The organism is Acinetobacter sp. SA01, assembly GCF_011319235.1.
Taxonomy (GTDB): Bacteria; Pseudomonadota; Gammaproteobacteria; order Pseudomonadales; family Moraxellaceae; genus Acinetobacter.
The window spans coordinates 111,260-133,073 of record NZ_WXXM01000007.1 but is presented as its reverse complement, the minus strand read 5'-3'; the positions used below and the strand labels follow the sequence as shown (position 1 = coordinate 133,073).

Annotated in this window: 21 protein-coding genes and 2 tRNA genes; 8 read left to right on the top strand and 15 right to left on the bottom strand. The window is 40.5% G+C overall.

What is annotated here, in order from left to right; all coding sequences use genetic code 11:
* Positions 1-77 precede the first annotated feature (77 nt).
* The 3 genes from guaA to GTU69_RS08770 all read right to left on the bottom strand — a co-directional run bounded on the left by guaA (position 78) and on the right by GTU69_RS08770 (position 2,896).
* Positions 78-1,646, bottom strand: a complete 1,569-nt coding sequence (gene guaA, locus GTU69_RS08780) for a glutamine-hydrolyzing GMP synthase (protein ID WP_166169817.1) — start codon at positions 1,644-1,646, stop codon at positions 78-80.
* A gap of 274 nt (positions 1,647-1,920) precedes the next feature.
* A complete protein-coding gene (locus GTU69_RS08775; RefSeq protein ID WP_166169815.1) occupies positions 1,921-2,319 on the bottom strand; it encodes a NirD/YgiW/YdeI family stress tolerance protein in 399 nt (132 codons plus the stop codon).
* 124 nt (positions 2,320-2,443) lie between these two features.
* Positions 2,444-2,896, bottom strand: a complete 453-nt coding sequence (locus GTU69_RS08770; protein WP_166169813.1) for a DoxX family protein — start codon at positions 2,894-2,896, stop codon at positions 2,444-2,446.
* Between the two features lie 194 nt (positions 2,897-3,090).
* On the opposite strand from GTU69_RS08770, the gene GTU69_RS08765 reads away from it, so the two are divergent.
* Positions 3,091-3,723: a DedA family protein gene (locus GTU69_RS08765; protein ID WP_166169811.1), complete on the top strand. Its 633-nt coding sequence runs from the start codon at positions 3,091-3,093 to the stop codon at positions 3,721-3,723.
* Here GTU69_RS08765 and GTU69_RS08760 read toward each other — a convergent pair.
* The 5 genes from GTU69_RS08760 to GTU69_RS08740 form a co-directional block, all read right to left on the bottom strand.
* Complete coding sequence (locus GTU69_RS08760) at positions 3,720-4,310, bottom strand: LysE family transporter (protein WP_166169809.1); 591 nt, start codon at positions 4,308-4,310, stop codon at positions 3,720-3,722. The two genes, GTU69_RS08765 and GTU69_RS08760, sit on opposite strands and share 4 nt — an antisense overlap.
* Positions 4,311-4,530: 220 nt before the next feature.
* Positions 4,531-4,920, bottom strand: coding sequence for a hypothetical protein (locus GTU69_RS08755; protein WP_166169807.1), 390 nt, complete (start codon positions 4,918-4,920; stop codon positions 4,531-4,533).
* Between the two features lie 15 nt (positions 4,921-4,935).
* Entirely contained in the window at positions 4,936-5,772 is an 837-nt protein-coding gene (locus tag GTU69_RS08750) for a ParA family protein (RefSeq protein ID WP_166169805.1), read from the bottom strand.
* Between the two features lie 83 nt (positions 5,773-5,855).
* Entirely contained in the window at positions 5,856-6,248 is a 393-nt protein-coding gene (locus GTU69_RS08745) for a SirB2 family protein (protein ID WP_166169803.1), read from the bottom strand.
* A 13-nt stretch (positions 6,249-6,261) separates the two neighbouring features.
* Positions 6,262-6,576, bottom strand: a complete 315-nt coding sequence (locus GTU69_RS08740; protein WP_166169801.1) for a BolA family protein — start codon at positions 6,574-6,576, stop codon at positions 6,262-6,264.
* 234 nt (positions 6,577-6,810) lie between these two features.
* Here GTU69_RS08740 and GTU69_RS08735 point away from each other — a divergent pair.
* Together GTU69_RS08735 and GTU69_RS08730 are read left to right on the top strand one after the other, a co-directional pair.
* Positions 6,811-6,883, top strand: a tRNA-Gly gene (locus GTU69_RS08735).
* A 48-nt stretch (positions 6,884-6,931) separates the two neighbouring features.
* Positions 6,932-7,007, top strand: a tRNA-Gly gene (locus tag GTU69_RS08730).
* 380 nt (positions 7,008-7,387) lie between these two features.
* On the opposite strand, the gene GTU69_RS08725 is transcribed toward GTU69_RS08730, so the two are convergent.
* Positions 7,388-7,606, bottom strand: coding sequence for a helix-turn-helix transcriptional regulator (locus tag GTU69_RS08725; protein ID WP_010588955.1), 219 nt, complete (start codon positions 7,604-7,606; stop codon positions 7,388-7,390).
* 110 nt (positions 7,607-7,716) lie between these two features.
* Between GTU69_RS08725 and GTU69_RS08720 the strand changes: the two genes are divergently transcribed.
* From GTU69_RS08720 to GTU69_RS08700, 5 genes are all read left to right on the top strand, one after another.
* Positions 7,717-7,932: a hypothetical protein gene (locus tag GTU69_RS08720; protein WP_004985715.1), complete on the top strand. Its 216-nt coding sequence runs from the start codon at positions 7,717-7,719 to the stop codon at positions 7,930-7,932.
* Positions 7,933-7,945: 13 nt separating this feature from the next.
* Positions 7,946-9,127, top strand: coding sequence for a site-specific integrase (locus GTU69_RS08715; protein ID WP_004985718.1), 1,182 nt, complete (start codon positions 7,946-7,948; stop codon positions 9,125-9,127).
* Complete coding sequence (locus GTU69_RS08710; protein ID WP_004985719.1) at positions 9,120-9,368, top strand: hypothetical protein; 249 nt, start codon at positions 9,120-9,122, stop codon at positions 9,366-9,368. Before GTU69_RS08715 ends, GTU69_RS08710 begins: the two co-directional genes overlap by 8 nt.
* Before the next feature lie 68 nt (positions 9,369-9,436).
* Positions 9,437-9,973 carry a DUF1376 domain-containing protein gene (locus GTU69_RS08705; RefSeq protein ID WP_026039984.1) on the top strand — a complete coding sequence of 179 codons (537 nt, stop codon included), beginning with the start codon at positions 9,437-9,439 and terminating at the stop codon, positions 9,971-9,973.
* A gap of 10 nt (positions 9,974-9,983) precedes the next feature.
* Positions 9,984-10,730, top strand: a complete 747-nt coding sequence (locus tag GTU69_RS08700) for an ATP-binding protein (RefSeq protein ID WP_004985725.1) — start codon at positions 9,984-9,986, stop codon at positions 10,728-10,730.
* An 896-nt stretch (positions 10,731-11,626) separates the two neighbouring features.
* Here the strand turns inward: GTU69_RS08700 and ppk1 are convergent.
* The 6 genes from ppk1 to GTU69_RS08670 all read right to left on the bottom strand — a co-directional run bounded on the left by ppk1 (position 11,627) and on the right by GTU69_RS08670 (position 21,806).
* Positions 11,627-13,705, bottom strand: coding sequence for a polyphosphate kinase 1 (gene ppk1 / locus GTU69_RS08695; protein WP_004907085.1), 2,079 nt, complete (start codon positions 13,703-13,705; stop codon positions 11,627-11,629).
* 112 nt (positions 13,706-13,817) lie between these two features.
* Positions 13,818-15,086, bottom strand: coding sequence for an MgtC/SapB family protein (locus GTU69_RS08690; protein ID WP_004907087.1), 1,269 nt, complete (start codon positions 15,084-15,086; stop codon positions 13,818-13,820).
* Positions 15,087-15,135: 49 nt separating this feature from the next.
* Complete coding sequence (locus GTU69_RS08685; RefSeq protein ID WP_004907089.1) at positions 15,136-16,728, bottom strand: Na/Pi symporter; 1,593 nt, start codon at positions 16,726-16,728, stop codon at positions 15,136-15,138.
* A gap of 140 nt (positions 16,729-16,868) precedes the next feature.
* On the bottom strand, positions 16,869-17,993 hold the full coding sequence (locus GTU69_RS08680) for an ABC transporter permease (protein WP_016165638.1): 1,125 nt from the start codon (positions 17,991-17,993) through the stop codon (positions 16,869-16,871).
* A gap of 1 nt (position 17,994) precedes the next feature.
* Positions 17,995-20,751 (bottom strand): ribosome-associated ATPase/putative transporter RbbA, encoded by a 2,757-nt coding sequence (gene rbbA / locus GTU69_RS08675; RefSeq protein ID WP_016165639.1) that lies wholly within the window; start codon positions 20,749-20,751, stop codon positions 17,995-17,997.
* A complete protein-coding gene (locus tag GTU69_RS08670; RefSeq protein WP_005137629.1) occupies positions 20,748-21,806 on the bottom strand; it encodes an HlyD family efflux transporter periplasmic adaptor subunit in 1,059 nt (352 codons plus the stop codon). The genes rbbA and GTU69_RS08670 overlap by 4 nt, the downstream gene beginning before the upstream one ends.
* Positions 21,807-21,814: the final 8 nt, after the last annotated feature.

The following is a 21,814-nucleotide window of genomic DNA, read 5'->3' as shown; positions in this document are numbered from 1 at the left end:
TGCTTCCTGAAACCCTGAGAGGTGAAATAACAAAGCACTGCTTTGTCACCTCGCAAGACTTTCAGCTATGCTGAAAGTTACTCCCATTCAATCGTTGCTGGTGGCTTAGATGACACGTCATAAACCACACGTGAAACATCTTTGATTTCGTTCATGATACGCGTTGAAATCTTGTCTACCAGTTCATATGGAAGATGCGCGAAACGTGCTGTCATAAAGTCCACAGTTTCAACGGCACGAAGTGCAATTACCCATGCATAACGACGGCCATCGCCCACTACACCAACAGATTTAACCGGTTGGAATACAGCGAAGGCTTGAGCAGTTTTGTCATACCAACCGCTGGCACGAAGTTCTTGCATGAAGATGTCATCAGCTAGACGAAGAATGTCGGCATATTCTTTTTTCACTTCACCCAAAATACGCACGCCCAAACCTGGACCCGGGAATGGATGACGATAAAGCATTTCGTGTGGCAAACCTAAAGTGGTACCTAAACGGCGTACTTCATCTTTAAACAGGTCACGGATTGGCTCAACCAGTTCAAAGGCTAAATCTTCTGGTAAACCGCCCACATTGTGGTGTGATTTAATTACGTGTGCCTTACCGTTTTTAGTTGCAGCAGATTCAATCACGTCCGGGTAAATCGTACCTTGTGCCAGGAAATTTACGCCATCAAGTTTACGTGCTTCTTCAGCAAAGACTTCAATGAATTCACGACCAATGATTTTACGTTTTTTCTCAGGGTCAACTTCACCTGCGAGAGCGGATAAGAAACGGTTTTCAGCGTCAGCACGAATTACACGGATACCCATGTTTTTCGCAAACATATCCATCACTTGCTCGCCTTCGTTCAAACGAAGCAAGCCATTATCTACGAATACGCAAGTCAATTGGTCGCCAATGGCTTTATGAAGAAGCGCAGCAACTACAGATGAATCTACGCCACCTGAAAGACCAAGCAATACTTTTTGATCGCCAATCTGTTCACGTAACTGTTCAACACGCAGGTCGATGATATTTTCCGAGTTCCAAAGATTACGGCAACCACAAATGCTGTGTACAAAGTTAGACAATAACTCGGCACCTTTTGCAGTATGGGTCACTTCCGGGTGGAACTGCACGCCATAGAAACGGCGTTTTTCATCGCTTACTGCTGCAAATGGACAGCTTGGTGTACTGGCAGTCACCTGGAAACCTTCCGGAATTGCACTCACTTTATCGCCATGGCTCATCCAAACATTGAGTTTGTTTTCGCCATCGTCTAAATCACCCAGAAGCTGGTCACGCACTAAAACGTCTACCGCAGCATAACCAAATTCATGCACGGTACCTGGCTCTACTTTACCGCCAAGCTGTTCAGACATGGTTTGCAAGCCGTAGCAAATACCCAATACAGGTACGCCCAGGTTGAATACAACTTCAGGCGCACGTGGACTACCTTCTTCATGAACACTTTCCGGACCACCCGACAAGATGATACCGTTTGGTTTAAATGCGCGAATGTCTTCTTCAGACATGTCATAGGCATACATTTCAGAATATACACCAGCTTCACGTACACGACGTGCAATAAGCTGACTGTATTGAGAACCGAAATCCAGAATCAGGATGCGGTCTTCAGTGATTTGAGTATTGGTAGTCATGACAAACAACTATGCAAGGCAAACGAAATAAGCGCTGCATTCTATCATTTTTCGGCGCATTAAGCACACTATTCGCACAAGGCTTTCAATTCGTTGATTGCATTATATTTCTGGCACAACAAGGCACCCGTCCAGATGCCTTGTTTATATTGCCATTTTTCTATTTTCACGATTTAGATATCCTTCAATTTCATCATGATGGATATCGATCTCATCTGTTTAGACCGTGTCGTATGCTCTCTAGGACTTTGGTGATTAAGTCAAATCTTGCAGCTTAATGCTGATTATACCAAAGCCATTTATCCTTTGGGTTTACCAGTTTTTCTATTTTAACAACATCGATGTTGGTGGATTGATCACTTTGAGTATCCACTTCACCCATCACTTTCACCTGATCACCGGCCTTTAAGCCCATCGGTTTCCAAAAATCATCATCGACATCAATGTCAATTGAACCGGAACCATCTTTGAGCTCAAAATGATCGCCCCGTATTCGTTTGACAATAACTCCAGACAAGGTCACTGCAGTTTCATCTGCCAGTTGTGTTGCTTCTGCAACCGTTACCGCATTTTGGGCAGCTTCATTCACGATCATCTGATCACTTTTACCCGCCCAAGATACTGTAGAAAACATTACACCAGAGATAAAAATTACCCATAACATTTGCTTCATGACTGACTCCACTTTGGTAGCTTCATCAAGCTTTATTGAAGCAAAATCCTGGCAATTTGTACGCAGCTTTTATGTACTGTGCACAGGTTTTATGTAATTACAAAAAGACCTGTACAAGCTAGAATCAACCTTCTATTTTCCTCAATTCTGGTGATGATCTCTCTAGCATGTCATCTACACTGAATTTACCTGCACCATGCAACATCAAGAACAATAGTCCACCAGTCATGGCAATATTTTTCATCAGGTGAATGGCATCATCCGGTGTCCCGGTGCCGTGGAAAATAAAGCCGCAAATAAAGGTAAAAATGGCTAAGCCCAAAGCAGCCAGGCGGGCCTGAAAACCAAAGAACAAGGCCAGACCACCGCCAGCGACGACCAGGATACTCAAAGGCAGCAGACTGCCCGGGACACCTTTAGATTCCATATACCCGGCCGTTGCAGTATAAGCATTGATTTTCATCCAGCCAGACATCAGAAAAATATAGGCTATCAATACACGTGCAACCAAAGCGATAAAGGCATCGGTTTGCAGACCTTGCAGCAGATTTTTTATAAAAATATTCGGATTAAACATGAGGTCACCTTTTGATTTTTGTTTTAATGACCTCTTCATCCTAAGCCTGTTTTTATCGGGGTCAATAAATAATTTGTAAGATAAATCATTGTGAAAAAAGGGAAGGATGAAAATGCAATTAATTTTCTTTTTGGTACTGACTTTCATGCCCCAGACTGCTAGGATTTCAGCACATTTTTGCTGTCTGTAGCGCCATGGAACTGCTTGATTTTATCTTACACGTTGATGCCCATCTGCTCGAATTTATCACCGATTACGGCGTGTGGATTTATGCCATTCTTTTCTTGATTATTTTTGTAGAAACCGGTTTGGTGGTGATGCCGTTTCTGCCGGGTGACAGCCTACTGTTCGCAGCAGGAGCCTTAGCAGCATCCACAGGCGCAATGAATCCTTATATTCTGGTCATCTTGCTGTTTACTGCTGCAGTATTGGGCGACACGCTGAATTATCATATTGGTAAATTTATTGGGCCGCGTGTCTTTGAAATTGAATCACGGTTCATTAATAAAAAGCATTTAACCTATACGCAAAAATTCTTTGAAAAACATGGCGGAAAAACCATTATTTTTGCCCGTTTTATTCCATTCGCCCGTACTTTTGCCCCGTTTGTCGCCGGTGCAGGTCACATGAATTATAAATATTTCCTCAGCTTTAATGTCATTGGTGCCATTTGCTGGGTCGGTTCTTTTGTGATTTTAGGCTACTTATTTGGCAATATGCCGATTGTTAAAGACAATTTTACCCATCTAATTTTTGGCATCATTATTATTAGTGTCTTGCCGGGCATTATTGGTTTTATTCGCCAGAAACTCAAAAAGGTGCATTAAAAGAAGCGAATCACAACGGGTAACATACACATAATCAGCAACATGGCCGATCCTTTATATAACAGATCGGCTTTTATTTGTCTGGACTGCCCTGCCAGAATGGCCCGCCCAAAAAACATCCAGAACACCACCGTAGGTAACAGGACCAGACTGAACATTGCAAATACTAAAATAAAATTGGTGGGATTGTTCCAGGTTTCAAGCGGTAAAACACCGGCAGCAAATAATAAGGCTTTAGGATTTTTGAAGGTAGAAAAGAACAGTTGTCGAGGTCGGATCGAAGGATGCCGTTGATTATGCTTTTCCAAATCTGACGCTTTCCACAAATGAAAAGCCATCCAACTCACATAAATGGCGCTACAAAAATGCAGGATATGAATAAAGTTCGGCCATACTGGATCACACAAATGAATAAGTAATGCCCACAAATTAATGGCATAAAAATAGCCAAGCATTTTTGCCGGAATAAACAGACTGGTTTTAGCAATGCCTTGTTGATAAGCCGAGCTTGCAAGTAATGCATTGGTTGGACCCGGAATCATCAATACCGCAATCACTGCCAATACAAAAAGCCAACTCTCGATCATACATACCTGATATCACCATCCTGATGGGGCACACCATATATGAAACCGATAAAAAATGACAAGTATTTCTCGATAAAAAAACATCACCTGATGCGTTTAAAGATTCCATCAAAAAACAACAACCAATTGATATTAATAATATTTACATTGAAACATTTTGCTAATATTTTATCACCCTGCTGTCGGGTACAGCACCTCAACAGCGGGATAAATTGATGAATTATTGAACTTTATTACGAACAATAATTGGGCAGTTTTTGAATTTTGCCGCCTGAACCACAGCTTCCTGTTCACCCAATAGACGTGCCAGTTCAGTGTTTTTGCTATTTGAAGATTGTCCCATATTGACTGAAACACTCGGAGCGATTCCCCAGCCGCCATGACTGCCCCAACCACCGCCTACACCGACACCCACACCGACGCCAGTGCGTTTTGGTGCCTGCACACCATTGTCGATATATTGCTGAATACGATTATATTCACTTTGCAATTGCTGGCAATTGAGCGCTTGATACTGGGTCGGAGAAACATAACTCGGTTTTACCGTCGTTGCACATGCAGCCAATAAAACCGTACTTCCCAAAAGAAGGCTTAGATAAATCGTTTTCATGAGAAATCTCAATACTTATATATGCTCAATTTCATTGAACAACGATTGATAGGCTTGCGTCAATTTATGATCAGTCGCCAAATGGATCAAAGGCTGATTTTTAAGATGCGATTCTTTCATTAAAATGGACGGCGGCAACATGCTGTCTAATACAGGCAAGCTTTCATCTTTCAGCTGTTGCACCACTTCACGCGGTAATTTAGCCTGGGCCTGAAACTGATTGACCACAATCCCTTCAATCTCCAGATGGTCATTGTGATCATCCTGAGTTTCGATGACGTTTTCAATCAGAGTCTGTAATGCACGTTTTGAAAATACGTCACAATCAAAAGGAATCAGCACGCGACTGGCAGCAATCAACGCCGATAAGGTAAAGAAGTTAAAAGCCGGCGGTGTATCGATATACACCCGGTCATACTGTCCTTGCAGTTGCTGCAAGGCATCACGCAATTTATAAATCTTGTGTTTTGACTCCAAGGCATGAGCCAGTGCACCCAAAGTCGGACTTGCAGGAATCACATCCAGATTTTTAAAAGGTGATTGGTGCACGTAATGCTCCAGACCTTTATCACGGTTCTTTAAAATGGAACCAATGGCATTGCCTAAAAGTCCTTTGCTTTGGGTTGCCCCCAACACTTCCTGAAAATAATTTTCAATATTGGGTTCCAGCGCCGGTTTATCCACCGTATAGGTCGCATCATCCCCCAATAGATATTGACTGGAATTGGCTTGAGGGTCGAGATCAATCAGCAAGGTTTTCAACCCCTGATGTGCACTAATTGCAGCCAGATTGACGGCAATACTGGACTTACCGACCCCACCTTTTTGATTAAAAACCACACGTACCAGCATTGGAAGCCCCCTATCATTTATAGTTATCTATGAATTGCAGTTTATCCTACACATCTTACATCTAGAATAATCATGTCTAACAATTAGCCAAAATTCGGCTTGATGATGACTAATCCGATAATGGCGATCAGTGCAGCCACTGCAATCATTAAACCTGCGCGACGCTGGATCAGTAAAATACTGTCATCTTTTTTATAGGCTTTGATCAAGGAAGAAAACAGCACCAGAAACAGGATGATCTTGGCATAAAACCATGATTGTACTTCAAAATTCTTAATCACTAATGAAGTTAGCCCGGTCAAAACAATAATCGTCATGGCAAGATGTTGCCAGGCGACCAGAAATTTTCGTGCCACCGGATTGGGCTGATTGCCGTTGACTCCAACAAATAAAGTAAAAGCACGTGCAAGGATTGCCCCAATCAATAAAGTCACCGCAATCATATGCACAATTTTTACCGTCAGCTGCATATCCATTGTTTAATCTTCCTTACGATTCAGCTTTTGGCGCATGTGCACATTCAGGACTTGAGGTGTCTTGTCCTTGCCATTCTGATGGCACAAAAGCATGAATCGCCAGGGCATGAATACGGCTTGGTGCAAGCAAGTCCCCTGCTGCTGCATAAATTTTTTGATGACGTTGCACCAAACGCAAGCCTTGGAAAATGTCACTCACCACAATCACTTTAAAATGCGATTCTTTACCCGGGAAATAGCCGCCATGACCGGATGATTCGTTCACCACTTCTAAATGAACTGGTGATAACTCTTGCAGGCGTTGAATCAACTGTTGTTCTAAATTCATCAAGATACTCCGAAATAGTTCAATTTCTGGCTTCAGTATACCGTGTTCCGATTCAATCTTCGTGCCTATACAACCTATCATTCCTAGATTTCAGGATAAAATTTTCTTTTTAAGCATCCATCTTGTTTATAAAATCAGCAAACCTGCACAAAATGGTTTTATTTTATGCAATTGATGCAAGTTTTTTCACAAAGTTATTGACCCTATTTTTGCATAATGTATTATACACGGCATGCGGGAATAGCTCAGTTGGTAGAGCATAACCTTGCCAAGGTTGGGGTCGGGAGTTCGAGTCTCCTTTCCCGCTCAAAATTTTTTCATTTAGTTTTTTCACTTAAAAAACTTTATAGACTCCGCGGGAATAGCTCAGTTGGTAGAGCATAACCTTGCCAAGGTTGGGGTCGGGAGTTCGAGTCTCCTTTCCCGCTCCAGATTCAAAAAGCCCTCATCGAAAGATGGGGGCTTTTTTCTTGTTGATTATTAATAATATTTTTTCTAAAACCTATATGTTCCAGCTTTGGAAGAAGCTCTAAAAATTTTAGAAAAAGTATTGTATAAGCTCGCTGCGTGACCAAAAGTGCCCTAAACGTGCCTTCCCTTTATCATATACGAATCAATTCATTCGCTATTCTGGTATTTTTTTAATCAATTTCAGTATAGATAATCAGAACACCTTCCCCATACACTTGACTTCCCTTTTTTCCATCTATTTTAGTATTTTTTTATTTGCTTTATTTTGATGGTGACCAAATTTGGTCACCAAAAATACATAGTTAAAACATTTACTTATGATCAAAAAACTCAATTTTAATCAATCATTCTGCTCTTCATTTTTCTTAAATTTTAATAAATCACCCACTTCAACATTAAGTAATACACACAATTTTTCTAAGGTCTCAAAATCTATTCGAGTCGATTGACCATTATATAACTTATGCAATGTTGTCTTACTCATTCCAGTCGCTCGAACTACATCCGCAACTTTCATTCTTCGCTCTGCCAAAAGCACTGGCAAGTTACAAACTATCATTAATTACCACCATTGTGTAATAAAGTACTTGCATAGTGTCTTAAATGCATTTATTATCGCATTGTGGTCTTAAATAACACCATTGTGATACTTTATAAAAGGATACAAACATGAATCTTACTTATATTACTACAAAAGAATTGGCGGAACGAATCCATTATAACGAACGTACTATCCGTAATCAGTTAAAAGATAGCGTTTTGATCGAAGGCATTCATTACATTCGCCCTTTTGGTGGTCGCAAAATTTTATATGTATGGGAGCGTATTGAAGAAGATATGACTAAAACAACTTTAGGCTCGCTACACAGCCTACAACTTCTGTAAGGAGAACATAATTATGGCTGCTATTCGTACTAGATACGGTAAGTTATGTGTCGATTTTCGATACTTAAGTATCCGTTGCCGTGAAACCACCGCTCTTGAAGACAATGCTCAAAATCGAAAAAAGCTTGAAAAAGCGATTGAACGAATGGAGGCAGAAATCTTATTGGGTATTTTTGACTATGCTAAATACTTTCCAAAAAGTTCTCGTTTGAAAGAAATCAAAAATGCAGAAAACAGAGTAAATGAAATCAGCTCAAAAACACCTCTATTTTCTAAGTTCTGTGAAATCTGGTTCACTGATAAAGAAATAGAATGGCGTACAAGCTACAAGGAAAAAATTCAAATTGTGATCAGAAAGTACTTAATTCCTTTTTTTGGCACAATTCCGGTTATTAATATCAAAAAGTCAGACATTCTTGGATTCCGTTCATCCCTCGCCAAAGTGACTCACGGGAAAAACCAAGAATGCCTTTCACCATCAAGAATCAACCAGATTATGATAGCACTTCGTATGATACTCGATAGTGCTGCCGAACGATATGACTTTGACAGTCCTTATAAGAATATCAAGAACTTAAAGCAAGGGAAAATTGAAGTCACGCCTTTTTCATTAAAGGAAGTACATGCAATCTTGGCCACAGTTCGTGATGATTTTAAGCCTTATTACACTGTTCGGTTTTTCACAGGTATGCGCACCAGTGAAATTGATGGGTTGCAATGGAAAAATGTGGACTTGCAACGTCGGGAAATCCATATTCGTGAAGCCTTGGTGAATGGGGAACTGGGTGGAACCAAAACCTATGGTTCTGACCGCACAATCCAGATGAGTGACCGCGTTTACCAAGCCTTTCTGCAACAGAAAAGCTTAAATAATGGTAAATCAGAGTTTGTTTTCTGCAATCGTGATGGTGGACCTCTCGATTACCGTTTGGTGAATAAACGTGTCTGGCATCCGATCTTGCGCTTTCTAGGATTAAAGCCTAGAAGAGCCTACCAAACACGTCATACAGCAGCAACGCTCTGGCTGTCGGCAGGAGAGAATCCGGAATGGATCGCACGTCAATTGGGACATTCAACGACTGAAATGCTATTCCGGGTCTATAGCCGTTACATCCCCAATGTTACCCGTCGTGATGGCAGTGCATTTGAAGCCATGCTGGAAAAACTAAATACAGAGGAGCTTGCACATGAATAGTAAAGCTTTCTTTGGTGGTGTGGTCGTCAGTCCTGAAGCGGATACGGTCGCTCGTGAATTAATCCATGAGCTACACATTCCCAAACTGCACAATCTGGCGTTTTTGCTGGAGATCAACAAATGCTTCGATGATCACCAGGCGTTAAGACTGTGGCTACAGCGACTGCTGGATGATGGACAAGCCCATTACGATGACCTAGCCCAACAGGCTCGCCTCCGGTTAATGAGCTTAGCTCCCTGATCAAATAAATATACAAGGTCATCTGATTGATGACCTTAGCCCTCTATACCTATAAAAAAGGTGAACACATGCATAAACATATTTCAATTTGGATGCCACTCTATATTGGCGACCTACAGGCGAAATTTGCACGAATGACAGCAGAACAAATTGGTGCGGCACTGCTGTTAATGATGGATTTCTGGAAAAACGGTGCTATTCCTCATGACCTAGCTACGGTATGTAGCATCACAAAATTATCGCAACATACCAAGGCTAAAACTTTGTTGAATACGCTAATAGCCCTGGAATTGTTTGAAATCGAATCTGAGCAAATTCATTCAAGTTTTTTAACCAGTTTAAAAAGCCAGGCATTGCAAAATCAGCAAATGAAATCTGATAAAGCTAAAAATGCAGCTCAAGCACGTTGGGGAAAATCCGCAACTAATGCTCAAGCATCAGCCAAGCAACGAAAAGTAAATGCTCAAGCAGCTCCTGAGAAGAGCCCGAGTATTACTCAAGTCATGCTTGAACCATGCCCTTCATCTTCATCTTCATCTTCATCTTCATCTTCAAATTTTGAAGAAAAAAATGAGAGTTTTTTAGAAAATTCAAAATGGATTTAGGAGAACAATCATGAATACCATGCTTAAAACGCTCCAGTTTCGCGCAGAAACAACAGAAGCACTCTGCCCTACCCATCATATACCCCTGATGGAAATCGCCGGTCACAGGCTTTGCAAATTGTGTGCAAAAGAAATGGTCCATCGCTCACATGCAGCCTATGCAGATGAGCTGCAACAACGGTTGCTGCAACAGAAAATCAAAAACTCAGGGCTCAATAAACGCTACCTGGACCGTGGCTTCAAGAATTATGTAGTTGCATGTCCTGCTCAAGACAATGCCATAAAACTATGTCAGGCTTTTGCACAGCAAATTATTTCTGACCATTATCCAAACCTGCTGCTCATTGGTACACCAGGTACAGGAAAGACTCATCTGAGTGCGTCAATCATTCGCAACATTCTGCATAACAGTACAAAATCTGCACGCTACTATACCAGTGCAGAAATTGCTCAAAAAATGATGGACACCTGGTCAGATGCTTCACGCTCTGAAAAGGAAGTTATCGAGCATTTCTCCAGTTTTGATTTATTGGTGATAGATGAATATGGCCTGCATGACCGACATGAAAAACGCCTGGAGATGGTGCATAAGGTTTTATATAGTCGTTATGACAATATGAAATCTACACTGCTGATTTCCAATTTCACAATCCAAAATATGCAGCGGGATTTAGGTGCCCGATTATGGTCACGGTTACATGAGAACAATTTGATTGTAGTGCCATGTTATTGGGATGATCTAAGATTTAATCAGTAAAATAATTTAGATTTAGAATCTATATAAGTGTAAAACCTATAAGTATTGGTTTTACACTTAATATCAAGATAATTAGAAGTAGTAAGAATTCTCTCCATCCAAATTCAATACCATCTAATTTTCAAATATAACAAAATTAATTTAACAATATCAAAAATTGCTTTTTTAAGAGTTAAATCTATACTACCTTTTATGAAAATTGGTTCATATTTTTTCATCAAATTGAGAAAATAAAAATCGAAAATAACCCTTATCAATTTCAGTTAAATTTTTAAAATCATGTTAAAAAATTACATATTTTTTGTTATTTTCAACATAACTTATAGTATAATTATAATATATAAAACAGCATCTTGTGATAGGAAAATGAAAAAATGAAGCTCACATCTAATAAATTTTTAATTCCCTTTACTCTTATCATTTTAATCAGCAGTTTTTTAATTATTCTCTACCGTATTACTATCAGCTAATACAGAAATTTTTCATATAATGATATGAAAAGAATTTAAAAAATTTAGATCAAATGAAAACCGACATAATTTAGATATATTCAAATTATGTCATTATTGTTTCATCGTACTCATTCGCTATGAAATAAAATAAGCCAAATGAAATATTTTTACCAAGGCAAAAAGATCAACTTCGGCATCTGGACAGGTAAGACTTGATCAAAATATAAAGTACCCAAAAATGTTTATCCTATTTAAATGTGTTAAATCAAAAAACAATGACCATCCAACAACTTAAAATATTATATCTGCCTATAACTTTATTTGACAAAAGGTGGCAAAGTGCTTGCTACTTTAAAATTAGTGGCATTCCACCTGTATCGAAAGATCATAATTTCTTAAATGTTGTTGAATAGGCCTAAAAAGAGTTAACTTTAAGTTAAGCATTTACTTTATAACGCTTAACAAAAAGTGCTGCGCATTATGTGGCTTTTCATTTTCTATGCATGAGTTACGCTTCCAACTACCATCACTTTGTAATAGCCATGCTTGTTGATTATCCATTAAATAATTTTCTAACCCTTGCTGATAAATTCTTTTTTTGAGTCTAGTATTTTCAATAGGAAAGCACACTTCAACACGTTTAAATAAATTACGCTCCATCCAGTCAGCACTAGAACAATACACACGTGTATCACCATTATTGTAAAAATAATAGACACGAGTATGCTCAAGAAAACGCCCTACAATTGAGCGAACACGAATATTTTCTGATAAGCCAATTAGGCCTGGACGTAAACAACAAATAGAACGAATGATTAATTCTATTTGCACACCAGCTTGAGAAGCTTCGTATAATTTATTAATCAATTGAACTTCGGTTAGTGCATTGACCTTAATGATAATTTTTGCCGGTTTCCCTGCTTTCGCAAGCACAATCTCGTTTTCAATAAAATTCATCAACTGACTATGCAAAGTAAATGGTGCATGTAGAAGTTTCTTTAACTTCACCATTTTGCCCATACCGGTTAATTCTTGAAAAATACGATGTACATCTTCACACAAATCTTGATTGGTCGTTAATAAACCGTAATCAGTGTAAATTTTGGCATTGCCAGCATGATAATTTCCTGTACCTAAATGTGCGTAGCGCACCAGTTTTTGATTTTCTCGGCGTACCACCAAAATCATTTTGGCATGAGTTTTATAGCCGACAATGCCATATACCACCACGGCACCCGCTTCCTGTAAAACATTGGCAACAGCGATATTGGACTCTTCATCAAACCGTGCCCGTAATTCAATCACTGCGGTGACTTCTTTACCATTTCTTGCCGCCTCAGCCAAAATTTGCACAATTTCTGAATTTGCACCGCTACGGTACAAGGTCTGTTTAATGGCCAAAACATGCGGATCTTGCGCGGCTTCACGTAATAATCGAATTACAGGGGAAAATGATTCAAAAGGATGATGCAATAAAATATCTTGTTTCTGCATCGCACTGAAAATATTTGCAGATTTTTTCAGTATTTTTGGAATCACAGGAGTATGTGGCTCATAGCGTAAATATGGGCGTTTAAAATCCGAGACCAATCGAGCCAAATTAACAGGCCCGTCGACACGATACAATTGATGCGTATCCAAATCGAATTCTTTGAGTAAGTATTCATAAATATGTGTTGGACAATTTTTATTGACCTCCAAACGTACTGCCCGACCAAAACGGCGTGAACTGAGTTCGTCTTTTAAGGCTTCCGCTAAGTCTTCAACATCTTCAGTTAACGTTAAATCTGCATTTCGGGTTACTCTAAATTGATAGCAACCCGTTGCCGTCATTCCCGGAAATAAATCAGACACATGAGTATGAATAATTGAAGAGAGCATCACATGATGCTCTTTGCCTTCGGTCAACTCATCTGGCAAACGCACCACACGTGGCAATGAACGTGGTGCAGGAACCACTGCCAAATCGATCTGACGGCCAAAGGCATCCTTACCTTCCAAAGTCACAATGAAATTAAGTGATTTGTTGACCAAGCGTGGAAAGGGATGCGCAGGATCTAAACTTATTGGTGTTAAGGCTGGTGCAACCTGTTCCTGAAAATATTTTTTGACCCAATTAGATTGTGCTTGAGTTAACTCTCCACGTCTTAAAAAGCTGATGCCTTCTTCTCTTAACTGCGGAAAAATTTGCTCATTTAAAATTTGATATTGGCGTTCAATCGCAGCATGTGCTGTCTCCGAAATTTGATGTAAAATTTCTTGTGGGGATAAACCATCAGCCGTTTGTATGTCTCGCTCTTGAACAAAATGTTCCAACATAGTTGCAACACGAATTTCAAAAAACTCATCTAAATTTCTAGAAAAAATTAATAAAAAATTCAATTTTTCTAAGAGTGGATTTAAAGGATCGACCGCTTGTTCTAAGACACGTAAATTAAAATCTAAAATTGACAACTCGCGATTAATATATCGCTCAACTTGACCATATACCGGGGGGGAGGCTTGTGTAACTACGGAATTCATATACTACCCATATTTCTTAAAAGCAATGCCATTTTTAGTTGGCTAAAAATAAATAGAATTACAAAACAAAAACTTAAATATCATTCTAAAATATTGAAAATAAATCCTAAATTTACTGAATAACCATCCAAAGTACCGCCATTAAAATCGCCATATGCAGCATTTGTGCGGGGGCAAAATATAGAAAATATTTCCCGCCACCAGTTAAAAATGCATTGATGCTTTTAGAAAATGCATGTGCAGCCAAACCAATCATCATAGCGTAGACCAACGTCATCTGCTGTGGTGTTCCTTGCATCACCACCGTTGCCATGGCGGCATGCACTTCAAATAAAGAAGCGAAGAATGCCCCAATAATCAAACCGCTATCACCCAACACTACATTCAAGCCATATACCGCTGCTTGAATCACTGTCAGTGTTACCACAATGATCAAGGCTTCCTTAATGCTGAACATCCGACTGTCCATATGCGTAATATCATTTTGTGGTGTAGCCTGTTGACCCATCGTCGCTTTGGATGAATGAATTAACATCAAGGCAATGATCAAAAGCACTGCAATGCCAATACTGCAAGGCAACAATAAAACCTTAAACCAAGCAAAATTAATCCCTGCGACAATAATCAGCAGCTGTAACAGGGTCGCAATACAGGAAATTAAGCCTGCACCAGCATTAGATTTGGCTTCTGCTTTGCCTGAACGGACTTCCATGCCCAAACTGGCAATAGTTGCGGTGCTAGAAACAAAACCGGATGCCAAAGATGACAACATCAAGGCTTTATTGTTTGGCAAGAGACGTTTAGCAATATGTGCCAAGGACTGTACGCCTAAAATCATGATCAGCAGTTTTAGAATCACATATGGATTGAGTACTGTGCCCCACATTGCCTGATCCGGCATCAGTGGCAAGGCAATTAAAATCAGTGCCAGTAAAAACAAACCGTCACGCAGTTCAAAATGCTGAATCCAATTGCCAGCAAAATAATGCAATGACTGCTTGCCCATTAAAATCAGACACAACACTACCGCTAACCCTGCAGCAAGCGGCACATTAAACACACATAATGCACCAATCAAATAGGTCATCAAAAATGCCAGTTCAGTGGTCGCACCAATATCCTGTTTTTGTTTAATCAGGCTATAAACACAAAAAGTCGTGACTGAAAATGCACCTAAGATACCTACTGCAAGATGTAGTAAAAAACATACTGCCCCAAGCAAGGCGCAAATGGTAAATGAACGCAGTCCGGCAAAACTGGGTTCACTTTCTTTACGATTATGCCTTTCCCGTTCTAAACCGATTAATAAACCGCAGCCTAATGCAGATACCATGACTCTCAATAATTCTTGAAAGGACAAATCTAGTAATACAGTATTCAATTTCTTAGCCTCAACACAGCTGGATAAAAAATGCGATGAACCACATTCATCAAGACTCCTCTAAAAGACGCTCATACATCACGTTAGAGAAACGATAGCTATGTGCAATTAAGCGATCCATCCAACGCTGTGCAGCTAATAATTCCACCCCTTTGGATGCGCTTAATTGATTTACTTCGGTATATTCCATGACTTTTTTACGCGTTTCGGCACGATGGCTACTGGTCCATTTTTTTAACTGATTTAAATCGGCTCTAAGATTTTCAATGACTGACCGATCTGCTAACTGTTCTATATGTGAAAAGTAACTTTCTAAAATATTGCAATAATCTAGTGCTAACTGAAAAATTGCCGGCTGTGTTCGTAGCAATATGGCATTATCTAAACGCTCTAAATCATTATGTAAGACACGTACATAGACCATTACTCGCAGTAATGATAAGAATTTTTGTTTGAGTGCAGGATGCTCAGGAATCGCTATTTTTTCTAAATACTGCTCAATATGCTGAATAATCTCATTCAGCGTATTCAGCTGCTGCTGTCTAGGTAATGTACCGGTCTGAAAAACCATTTGCAGAATTTTAAAAATCTCAAATATGCTGAAATATACTGCCTTTTCCGCAGCCTCTACTGCAATAGCAGGTACTTGTAAACTAGCATCATCCAGACTGTCTAAAATGGCAGGATTATTACTTGGCAACCATTGGATAATTTTCTGTTCTAAAAATTTCAGACTTGGCATAAATATACATGCCCCCAACACACTGAACGTGGTATGAAACAGCGCGAGCATAATCACCTGATCAATGCTGCTGAAAAATGCACTGTGTTTAATCAACCAAAGAAAAAACGGAGCCAACATGAAAAATGCCACAATCGCACTGATGAGATTAAAAATCACGTTCACAGCAACTGTACGTTTGGCATTGATCGAAGCACCAATCACCGAAATCACGGTAATGCCGACTGCACCAATATTTTGCCCAATCACCATATATAGTGCCTGCGGTAAATCAATTGCACCGCTGACTAAAGCAGCCATAGTCGCTGTAATAGATGCACTAGAGGACTGCAGCAGCATCGCCATAATGATGCCGATCAGCACCAAAACCAATTGTGACCACAAGCTGTCATAACCAAAAAAGGATAAATCTGAGTGTGCAGCAAACCCCGCCATGGCTTTTTGCAAAACATCGATGCCAAAGAAAATCAGACCAAAGCCTGCAATCACAAAACCCAATAAAGCCATTTGACCTTTAGCAATGAGTTTAAGTAGAGCGCCAAAAGCAATCATCGGCAATGCCAACATGGAAATGGAAAATTTCATGCCCAAAAATGCCACAATCCAACCAGTACTGGTTGTGCCGATATTGGCACCAATCACCACACTCATGGCTTGCGTGAAACTAAGTACCCCTGCTCCGACAAAACCAATCGCGGCGACAATTGTTGCTGTAGATGAATGCACCAGCAATGTCATGCCCAAACCTGACAGCATGGCTTTAAACGGTGTTGCCGTAAACCGTGTCAGTAACTCCTTCAAGGTCTGACCTGCAATTTCTTTAAGGCTATCAGTCAGTAACGTCATACCAATTAAAAATAGACCGACACCGCCACATAGTTCAGAGAGAATTTGAAGCACTACATTCCCCTATAAATTTCAAAAAAATTATGCTATTAAATGACATTTATTTAAATCTTGCGCCATTGAATTATTATCAAAGAATAAAAAAAAGCAGGCAGACTATTCAGGGAGTCATCTGCCTGCAAAAGGGAAACTCTTTACGCCATGGTATGAATCGTGTCTTTAAAGCGCTTCCAAGACACATAAAAAAACACTGACGCAATACCTAACAACCATACAAATGATGGCCACACCACATCGAATCCTGCATTACGGTATAAAATGGCCTGAGCCAAAGAGACGAAGTGTGTAGTTGGGGCAATCATCATGACCTGCTGCACAATTTCCGGCATGCTTTCGCGTGGAGTAGATCCGCCTGACAGCATTTGCATTGGAATTAGTACCAGCATCATTAACAAACCAAACTGCGGCATAGATTTTGAAACGGTTGCCATATAAATACCCATCGAAGTGGTTGCAAACAGTGTGAGTAAGGCGCCAAAGAAAAAGAGCGGCAAACTACCATCAATCGGGACATGCAATACACCCTGAATCACGACTTTTAAGCCAACAAATACTGCGATCAATACCACAAGACTCATTGACCAGACTTTGGACATCATGATTTCAAATACCGTTACTGGCATCACCATCAAATGTTCAATGGTGCCATGCTCACGTTCACGAATCAGCGCTGCACCAGTCAGAATAATTGAAAGCATTGCCACGTTATTAATAATCTGCATGACACTCATAAACCATTGATTTTCCAGTGTTGGATTAAAACGGGAGCGTATCGCCAAATCTATAGGCAGATTAGTAACTTCACGGTTACGCAGCACATATTCATTCACTTCAGACTGAATCATCTGCTGAATATAGCCTGCGCCCGACATGGCTTGAATCATACGAGTCGCATCAACATTCACTTGAATCTCTGCACTTTCGCCAGACAATACATCTTGCTGAAAATTGGGTGGAATATTTACTGCAAAAGTAAACTCACCTGCATCCATACCCGCATCCATCGTGCTAAGCGTTGTGGTTTTACTGGTAAAATTCGGAGGATAAAATGTTGAAGAAATCCGTTCCGACAAAGTTGAATGATCCTCATCAATAATCGCAATCGGCGCCATATTCAATGTTTCTTTTACAGCAGTTGATGATGTGTAAACTGATACAGTAAAGGTGTAAATAATTAACACCAACATGATTGGATCGCGCCAGAGACTCCAAAGCTCTTTACAGCCGAGCTGGTAGATATTCTGTAATTTTGTGAACATCTTATTGCTCCTGTTTCTTCAGCAAGGCAATAGCAGCAAACATTACTACCGGAACAGCCATGGCCATGATCCAAATGGCCTGTTTCAAATCATCAAAGCCCAAACCTTTATTAAAAATTCCACGACTGATATTGACCATATGCGTTGCCGGATAAATTTCCCCAAACCAGCGTCCAAACCCATCCAAAGACGATACAGGATTGATAATTCCAGCAAACTGCATAACTGGTATCAAAGTCCCAATCATGACTAAAAACATTGAAGCAATCTGGCTTTTGGTAATAGTAGATGCCAATAGGCCCATACCTGTGGCAAAAATTACAAACAAAAAAGAAGCTAAGGTCAGAGCAAAGAAGCTACCTTTTACAGGTACATCAAATAAAGTAACCATGACCAAACACATAAGGAAATAGTTCAACATTGCCAACAAGATATATGGAATCTGTTTACCAATTAAAAATTCTGTCCGCGTCACTGGTGTGACATACAAATTCACAATCGAACCTAATTCTTTTTCTCGCACCACAGATAAAGCAGTCAACATGGCAGGAATCAACAGTAATAATAAAGGCAATACTGCGGGGGTCATCGCAGGTAAACTTTTAATATCTGGGTTATAGCGGTAACGAGTTTCAACACTCACAGTACTAGATGTTTTATAACCACTTTGTTCCAATGCTTTTTGCATCAGCCAATACGTGTGAATCCCCTGCACATAACCTTGCACAGTTTCTGCACGCTGTGGCATCGCACCATCAATCCACGCAGCGACTTGCACCTGTTCACCACGAGCAACATCACGAGCAAAATTTGGCGGAATTTCTATCGCCAAGGAAATATCCCCACTACGCATACGCTGATCAATATCATCATAGCTTTGCAGCGCTGGCTGTTCGATAAAATAACGCGACCCTGCAATACTCATGCTGTAGTTTTGACTTAAGCTCGTTTGGTCACGATCCAACACAGCGAATTTGAGGTCTTCAACATCCATGGTGATGCCGTAGCCCATGACCAGCAGTAAAATTAATGACCCCATTAAAGCCATGGTGGCGCGAATCGGATCACGCGCCAACTCCAAAGATTCACGCCAGGCAACACTCAATAACCGGCGCAAACTGAATTTTTTTGGCTTGGCATTCAGTTCTTTACTGCCATTTGTTTCAGCAATACTTTTCGCCAAATCATTGGGCTGATCTTTAGTGCCTGCACCAGCATCAATCAAATAACCGATAAAAGCTTCTTCAAGTGTTTCAGCATGGCGGTTTTTTATCAGCTGTGCTGGTGACGCACTGTCAAGCACTCGTCCAGCGTGCATCATTGACATTCGGTCACAGCGCAACGCTTCGTTCATAAAATGAGTTGAAATAAAGATCGTGACCCCATCATTACGCGACAAATTGATTAAATAGCGCCAGAAATTATCACGCGCAATCGGGTCAACCCCAGATGTTGGTTCATCCAGAATTAAAATTTCAGGATTATGCACCAGTGCCACTGCGAGTGATAAACGCTGACGAACCCCCAAGGGCAAATCATCAGGCAGTTTTTCTTTCACATTCTCAAGATCAAAACGCTCGAGCATCAGTTGTACACGCGGCTCAATTTGCTCTTGTGGCACATGAAATAATTTGGCATGCAATACCAAATTCTGCACAATAGTCAGTTCGCTATACAGGGAAAAAGCCTGCGACATATAGCCCACACGACGCCGGGTTTCAATATTGCTGCCTTCAACGGGCTGACCAAACAGCCATGCCTGCCCTTCCGATGCTTCTAAGAGGCCCGTCAGCACTTTCATGGTGGTAGATTTACCGCAGCCATTTGAACCTAGAAAGCCAAAAATCTCACCACGTTTAATTTGAAAATTAACATGATCTACAGCAGTAAAATCTCCGAATTTTACTGTTAAATCTTTCGCTTCAAGTGCAAAGGTATCTGAACCATAATCTGGCAAGGGCGGGATCACGACAGGTTCATAACCGGCTTTTTTTTCTTCTGGCAGCAATTTAATAAATGCATCTTCTAAGCTGATGCTTTGGGTTTGACTGAGCAGCTCCTGCGGTGTGCCAGTTTTTAAAATTTCCCCATCATCCATCATTGCAAGCCAGTCGAAACCTTGTGCCTCATCCATATAAGCAGTAGCAACAATTACACTCATATGTGGACGAACTTTGCGAATACGGTTAATTAATTCCCAAAATTGCGCTCGCGCCAAAGGGTCAACCCCTGTTGTAGGCTCATCTAAAATCAGAAAATCCGGATCATGAATTAAAGAGCAGCATAGACTCAATTTCTGCTTCATCCCGCCAGAAAGTTTTCCTGCTGGGCGATCTAAAAAATTGTATAAACCTGTACTCTTGGTCAGTTCATCAATTCGTTTGCGGCGCTCGATGGCATCATGTCCAAATAACCGGGCCACAAATTGTAAATTTTCTTCAACAGTTAATGTTTTATAGAGGTTTTTTCCTAGACCCTGCGGCATATAGGCAATATATGGGCAGACCTGAATTCGATGATATTTATCTGCAATATCACCACCCAAGACTGTTACTTTCCCCTGCTGCACAATTTTAGCACCTGACAGCAAAGCCAATAAGCTAGATTTACCTACCCCATCTGGACCAATCAAACCAATCATGCAACCTGCAGGTAACGTTAACGACACTTTATTAAGCGCGACTGTTTTTCCATATTTCAGGCTGACATTTTCAATTTCTGCAACAAACGATCCTTTTTCAGATTGTTGTGTCATCATTTAGCTTTTTTCTCTAAAAATGTCGGCCACACTGCCTGATCATCAATTTTGATATATGCCACACCCGGCAAACCTGTTTTGACTTGTTCAATATTATTGTTTAATAAAGTCGGATCAATTTTCGCTTTAACACGGAACATCAATTTTTGGCGTTCGCTTTCAGTTTCCACCGATTTTGGTGTGAACTGTGCAGTATCTGCAACAAATGACACTTTGGCAGGAATCACCACATTTTTCGCGGCATCCAACACAATGCGAACTTCTGTACCAATGGCGATATGCCCTGCGACAGTTTCCGGCAAAAAGAAGGTCATATACACATCAGACAGATCAATCAGATTTAAAACACGTCCACCTGCTGCCACCAATTCACCCGGCTGTGCAACACGGAACTGCACTCTTGCTTTTAATGGAGCACGTAATTGCGCATCATCCATATCAAATTTAATACGTTCAATCGATGCTTTGATTGCATCAACTTGAGAATGAGCCGCTGAAACTTGACTTTTAGAGGCCACGATCGCACCTTGCGCACTTTGCACTTGTGCTTTAGCTGCGCTTAATACCGCTGCTACTTGCTGCGCAGAGGCACGTTCATCATCGAGTTGCTGCTTTGATGAGGCTCCCTCTTTGGCTAAAACCTCAGTACGCGCCAAACGGTTTTTAGCGGCCATCAATTCGGTTTCACGCTGCTGTACCATTGCCTCAGCAGCAGATTTTTCACTAATGCGCATTGACACTTGTGCTTCCGCTGTCGCAATCGCATCCTGGGCTTGACGCTGTTGTGCTTCCAATTCACGCAATTGGGCCTCTAAAGCAGAAATTTTAACCCGCGCCAAGATTTGACCAGGCTCGACAAAGTCACCTTCTTTAACCAAAATTTCTTCTAACTGACCAGATAGCTTACTAGATACGTTAATTTCAGTGGCTTCAATACGTCCATTGCCACTGACTAAGGCATCAGTGTCTGGCTTATTCATATTTTTCCAGATCAGATAAGCGACCAACCCTAAAACAACGATGAACCCAGCAATGGTTATTTTCTTAAAATTCATGTTTAATT

Coding starts and splice junctions, on each gene's coding strand:
- GTU69_RS08680 (WP_016165638.1), bottom strand. CDS start 17,993: ATGTTCACAAAATTACAGAATATCTACCAGCTCGGCTGTAAAGAGCTT.
- GTU69_RS08710 (WP_004985719.1), top strand. CDS start 9,120: ATGAATAGTAAAGCTTTCTTTGGTGGTGTGGTCGTCAGTCCTGAAGCG.
- GTU69_RS08740 (WP_166169801.1), bottom strand. CDS start 6,576: ATGAATTTAGAACAACAGTTGATTCAACGCCTGCAAGAGTTATCACCA.
- ppk1 (WP_004907085.1), bottom strand. CDS start 13,705: ATGAATTCCGTAGTTACACAAGCCTCCCCCCCGGTATATGGTCAAGTT.
- GTU69_RS08715 (WP_004985718.1), top strand. CDS start 7,946: ATGGCTGCTATTCGTACTAGATACGGTAAGTTATGTGTCGATTTTCGA.
- GTU69_RS08770 (WP_166169813.1), bottom strand. CDS start 2,896: ATGTTTAATCCGAATATTTTTATAAAAAATCTGCTGCAAGGTCTGCAA.
- GTU69_RS08750 (WP_166169805.1), bottom strand. CDS start 5,772: ATGCTGGTACGTGTGGTTTTTAATCAAAAAGGTGGGGTCGGTAAGTCC.
- GTU69_RS08765 (WP_166169811.1), top strand. CDS start 3,091: ATGGAACTGCTTGATTTTATCTTACACGTTGATGCCCATCTGCTCGAA.
- GTU69_RS08745 (WP_166169803.1), bottom strand. CDS start 6,248: ATGGATATGCAGCTGACGGTAAAAATTGTGCATATGATTGCGGTGACT.
- GTU69_RS08705 (WP_026039984.1), top strand. CDS start 9,437: ATGCATAAACATATTTCAATTTGGATGCCACTCTATATTGGCGACCTA.
- GTU69_RS08670 (WP_005137629.1), bottom strand. CDS start 21,806: ATGAATTTTAAGAAAATAACCATTGCTGGGTTCATCGTTGTTTTAGGG.
- rbbA (WP_016165639.1), bottom strand. CDS start 20,751: ATGATGACACAACAATCTGAAAAAGGATCGTTTGTTGCAGAAATTGAA.
- GTU69_RS08775 (WP_166169815.1), bottom strand. CDS start 2,319: ATGAAGCAAATGTTATGGGTAATTTTTATCTCTGGTGTAATGTTTTCT.
- GTU69_RS08720 (WP_004985715.1), top strand. CDS start 7,717: ATGAATCTTACTTATATTACTACAAAAGAATTGGCGGAACGAATCCAT.
- GTU69_RS08760 (WP_166169809.1), bottom strand. CDS start 4,310: ATGATCGAGAGTTGGCTTTTTGTATTGGCAGTGATTGCGGTATTGATG.
- guaA (WP_166169817.1), bottom strand. CDS start 1,646: ATGACTACCAATACTCAAATCACTGAAGACCGCATCCTGATTCTGGAT.
- GTU69_RS08700 (WP_004985725.1), top strand. CDS start 9,984: ATGAATACCATGCTTAAAACGCTCCAGTTTCGCGCAGAAACAACAGAA.
- GTU69_RS08755 (WP_166169807.1), bottom strand. CDS start 4,920: ATGAAAACGATTTATCTAAGCCTTCTTTTGGGAAGTACGGTTTTATTG.
- GTU69_RS08725 (WP_010588955.1), bottom strand. CDS start 7,606: ATGATAGTTTGTAACTTGCCAGTGCTTTTGGCAGAGCGAAGAATGAAA.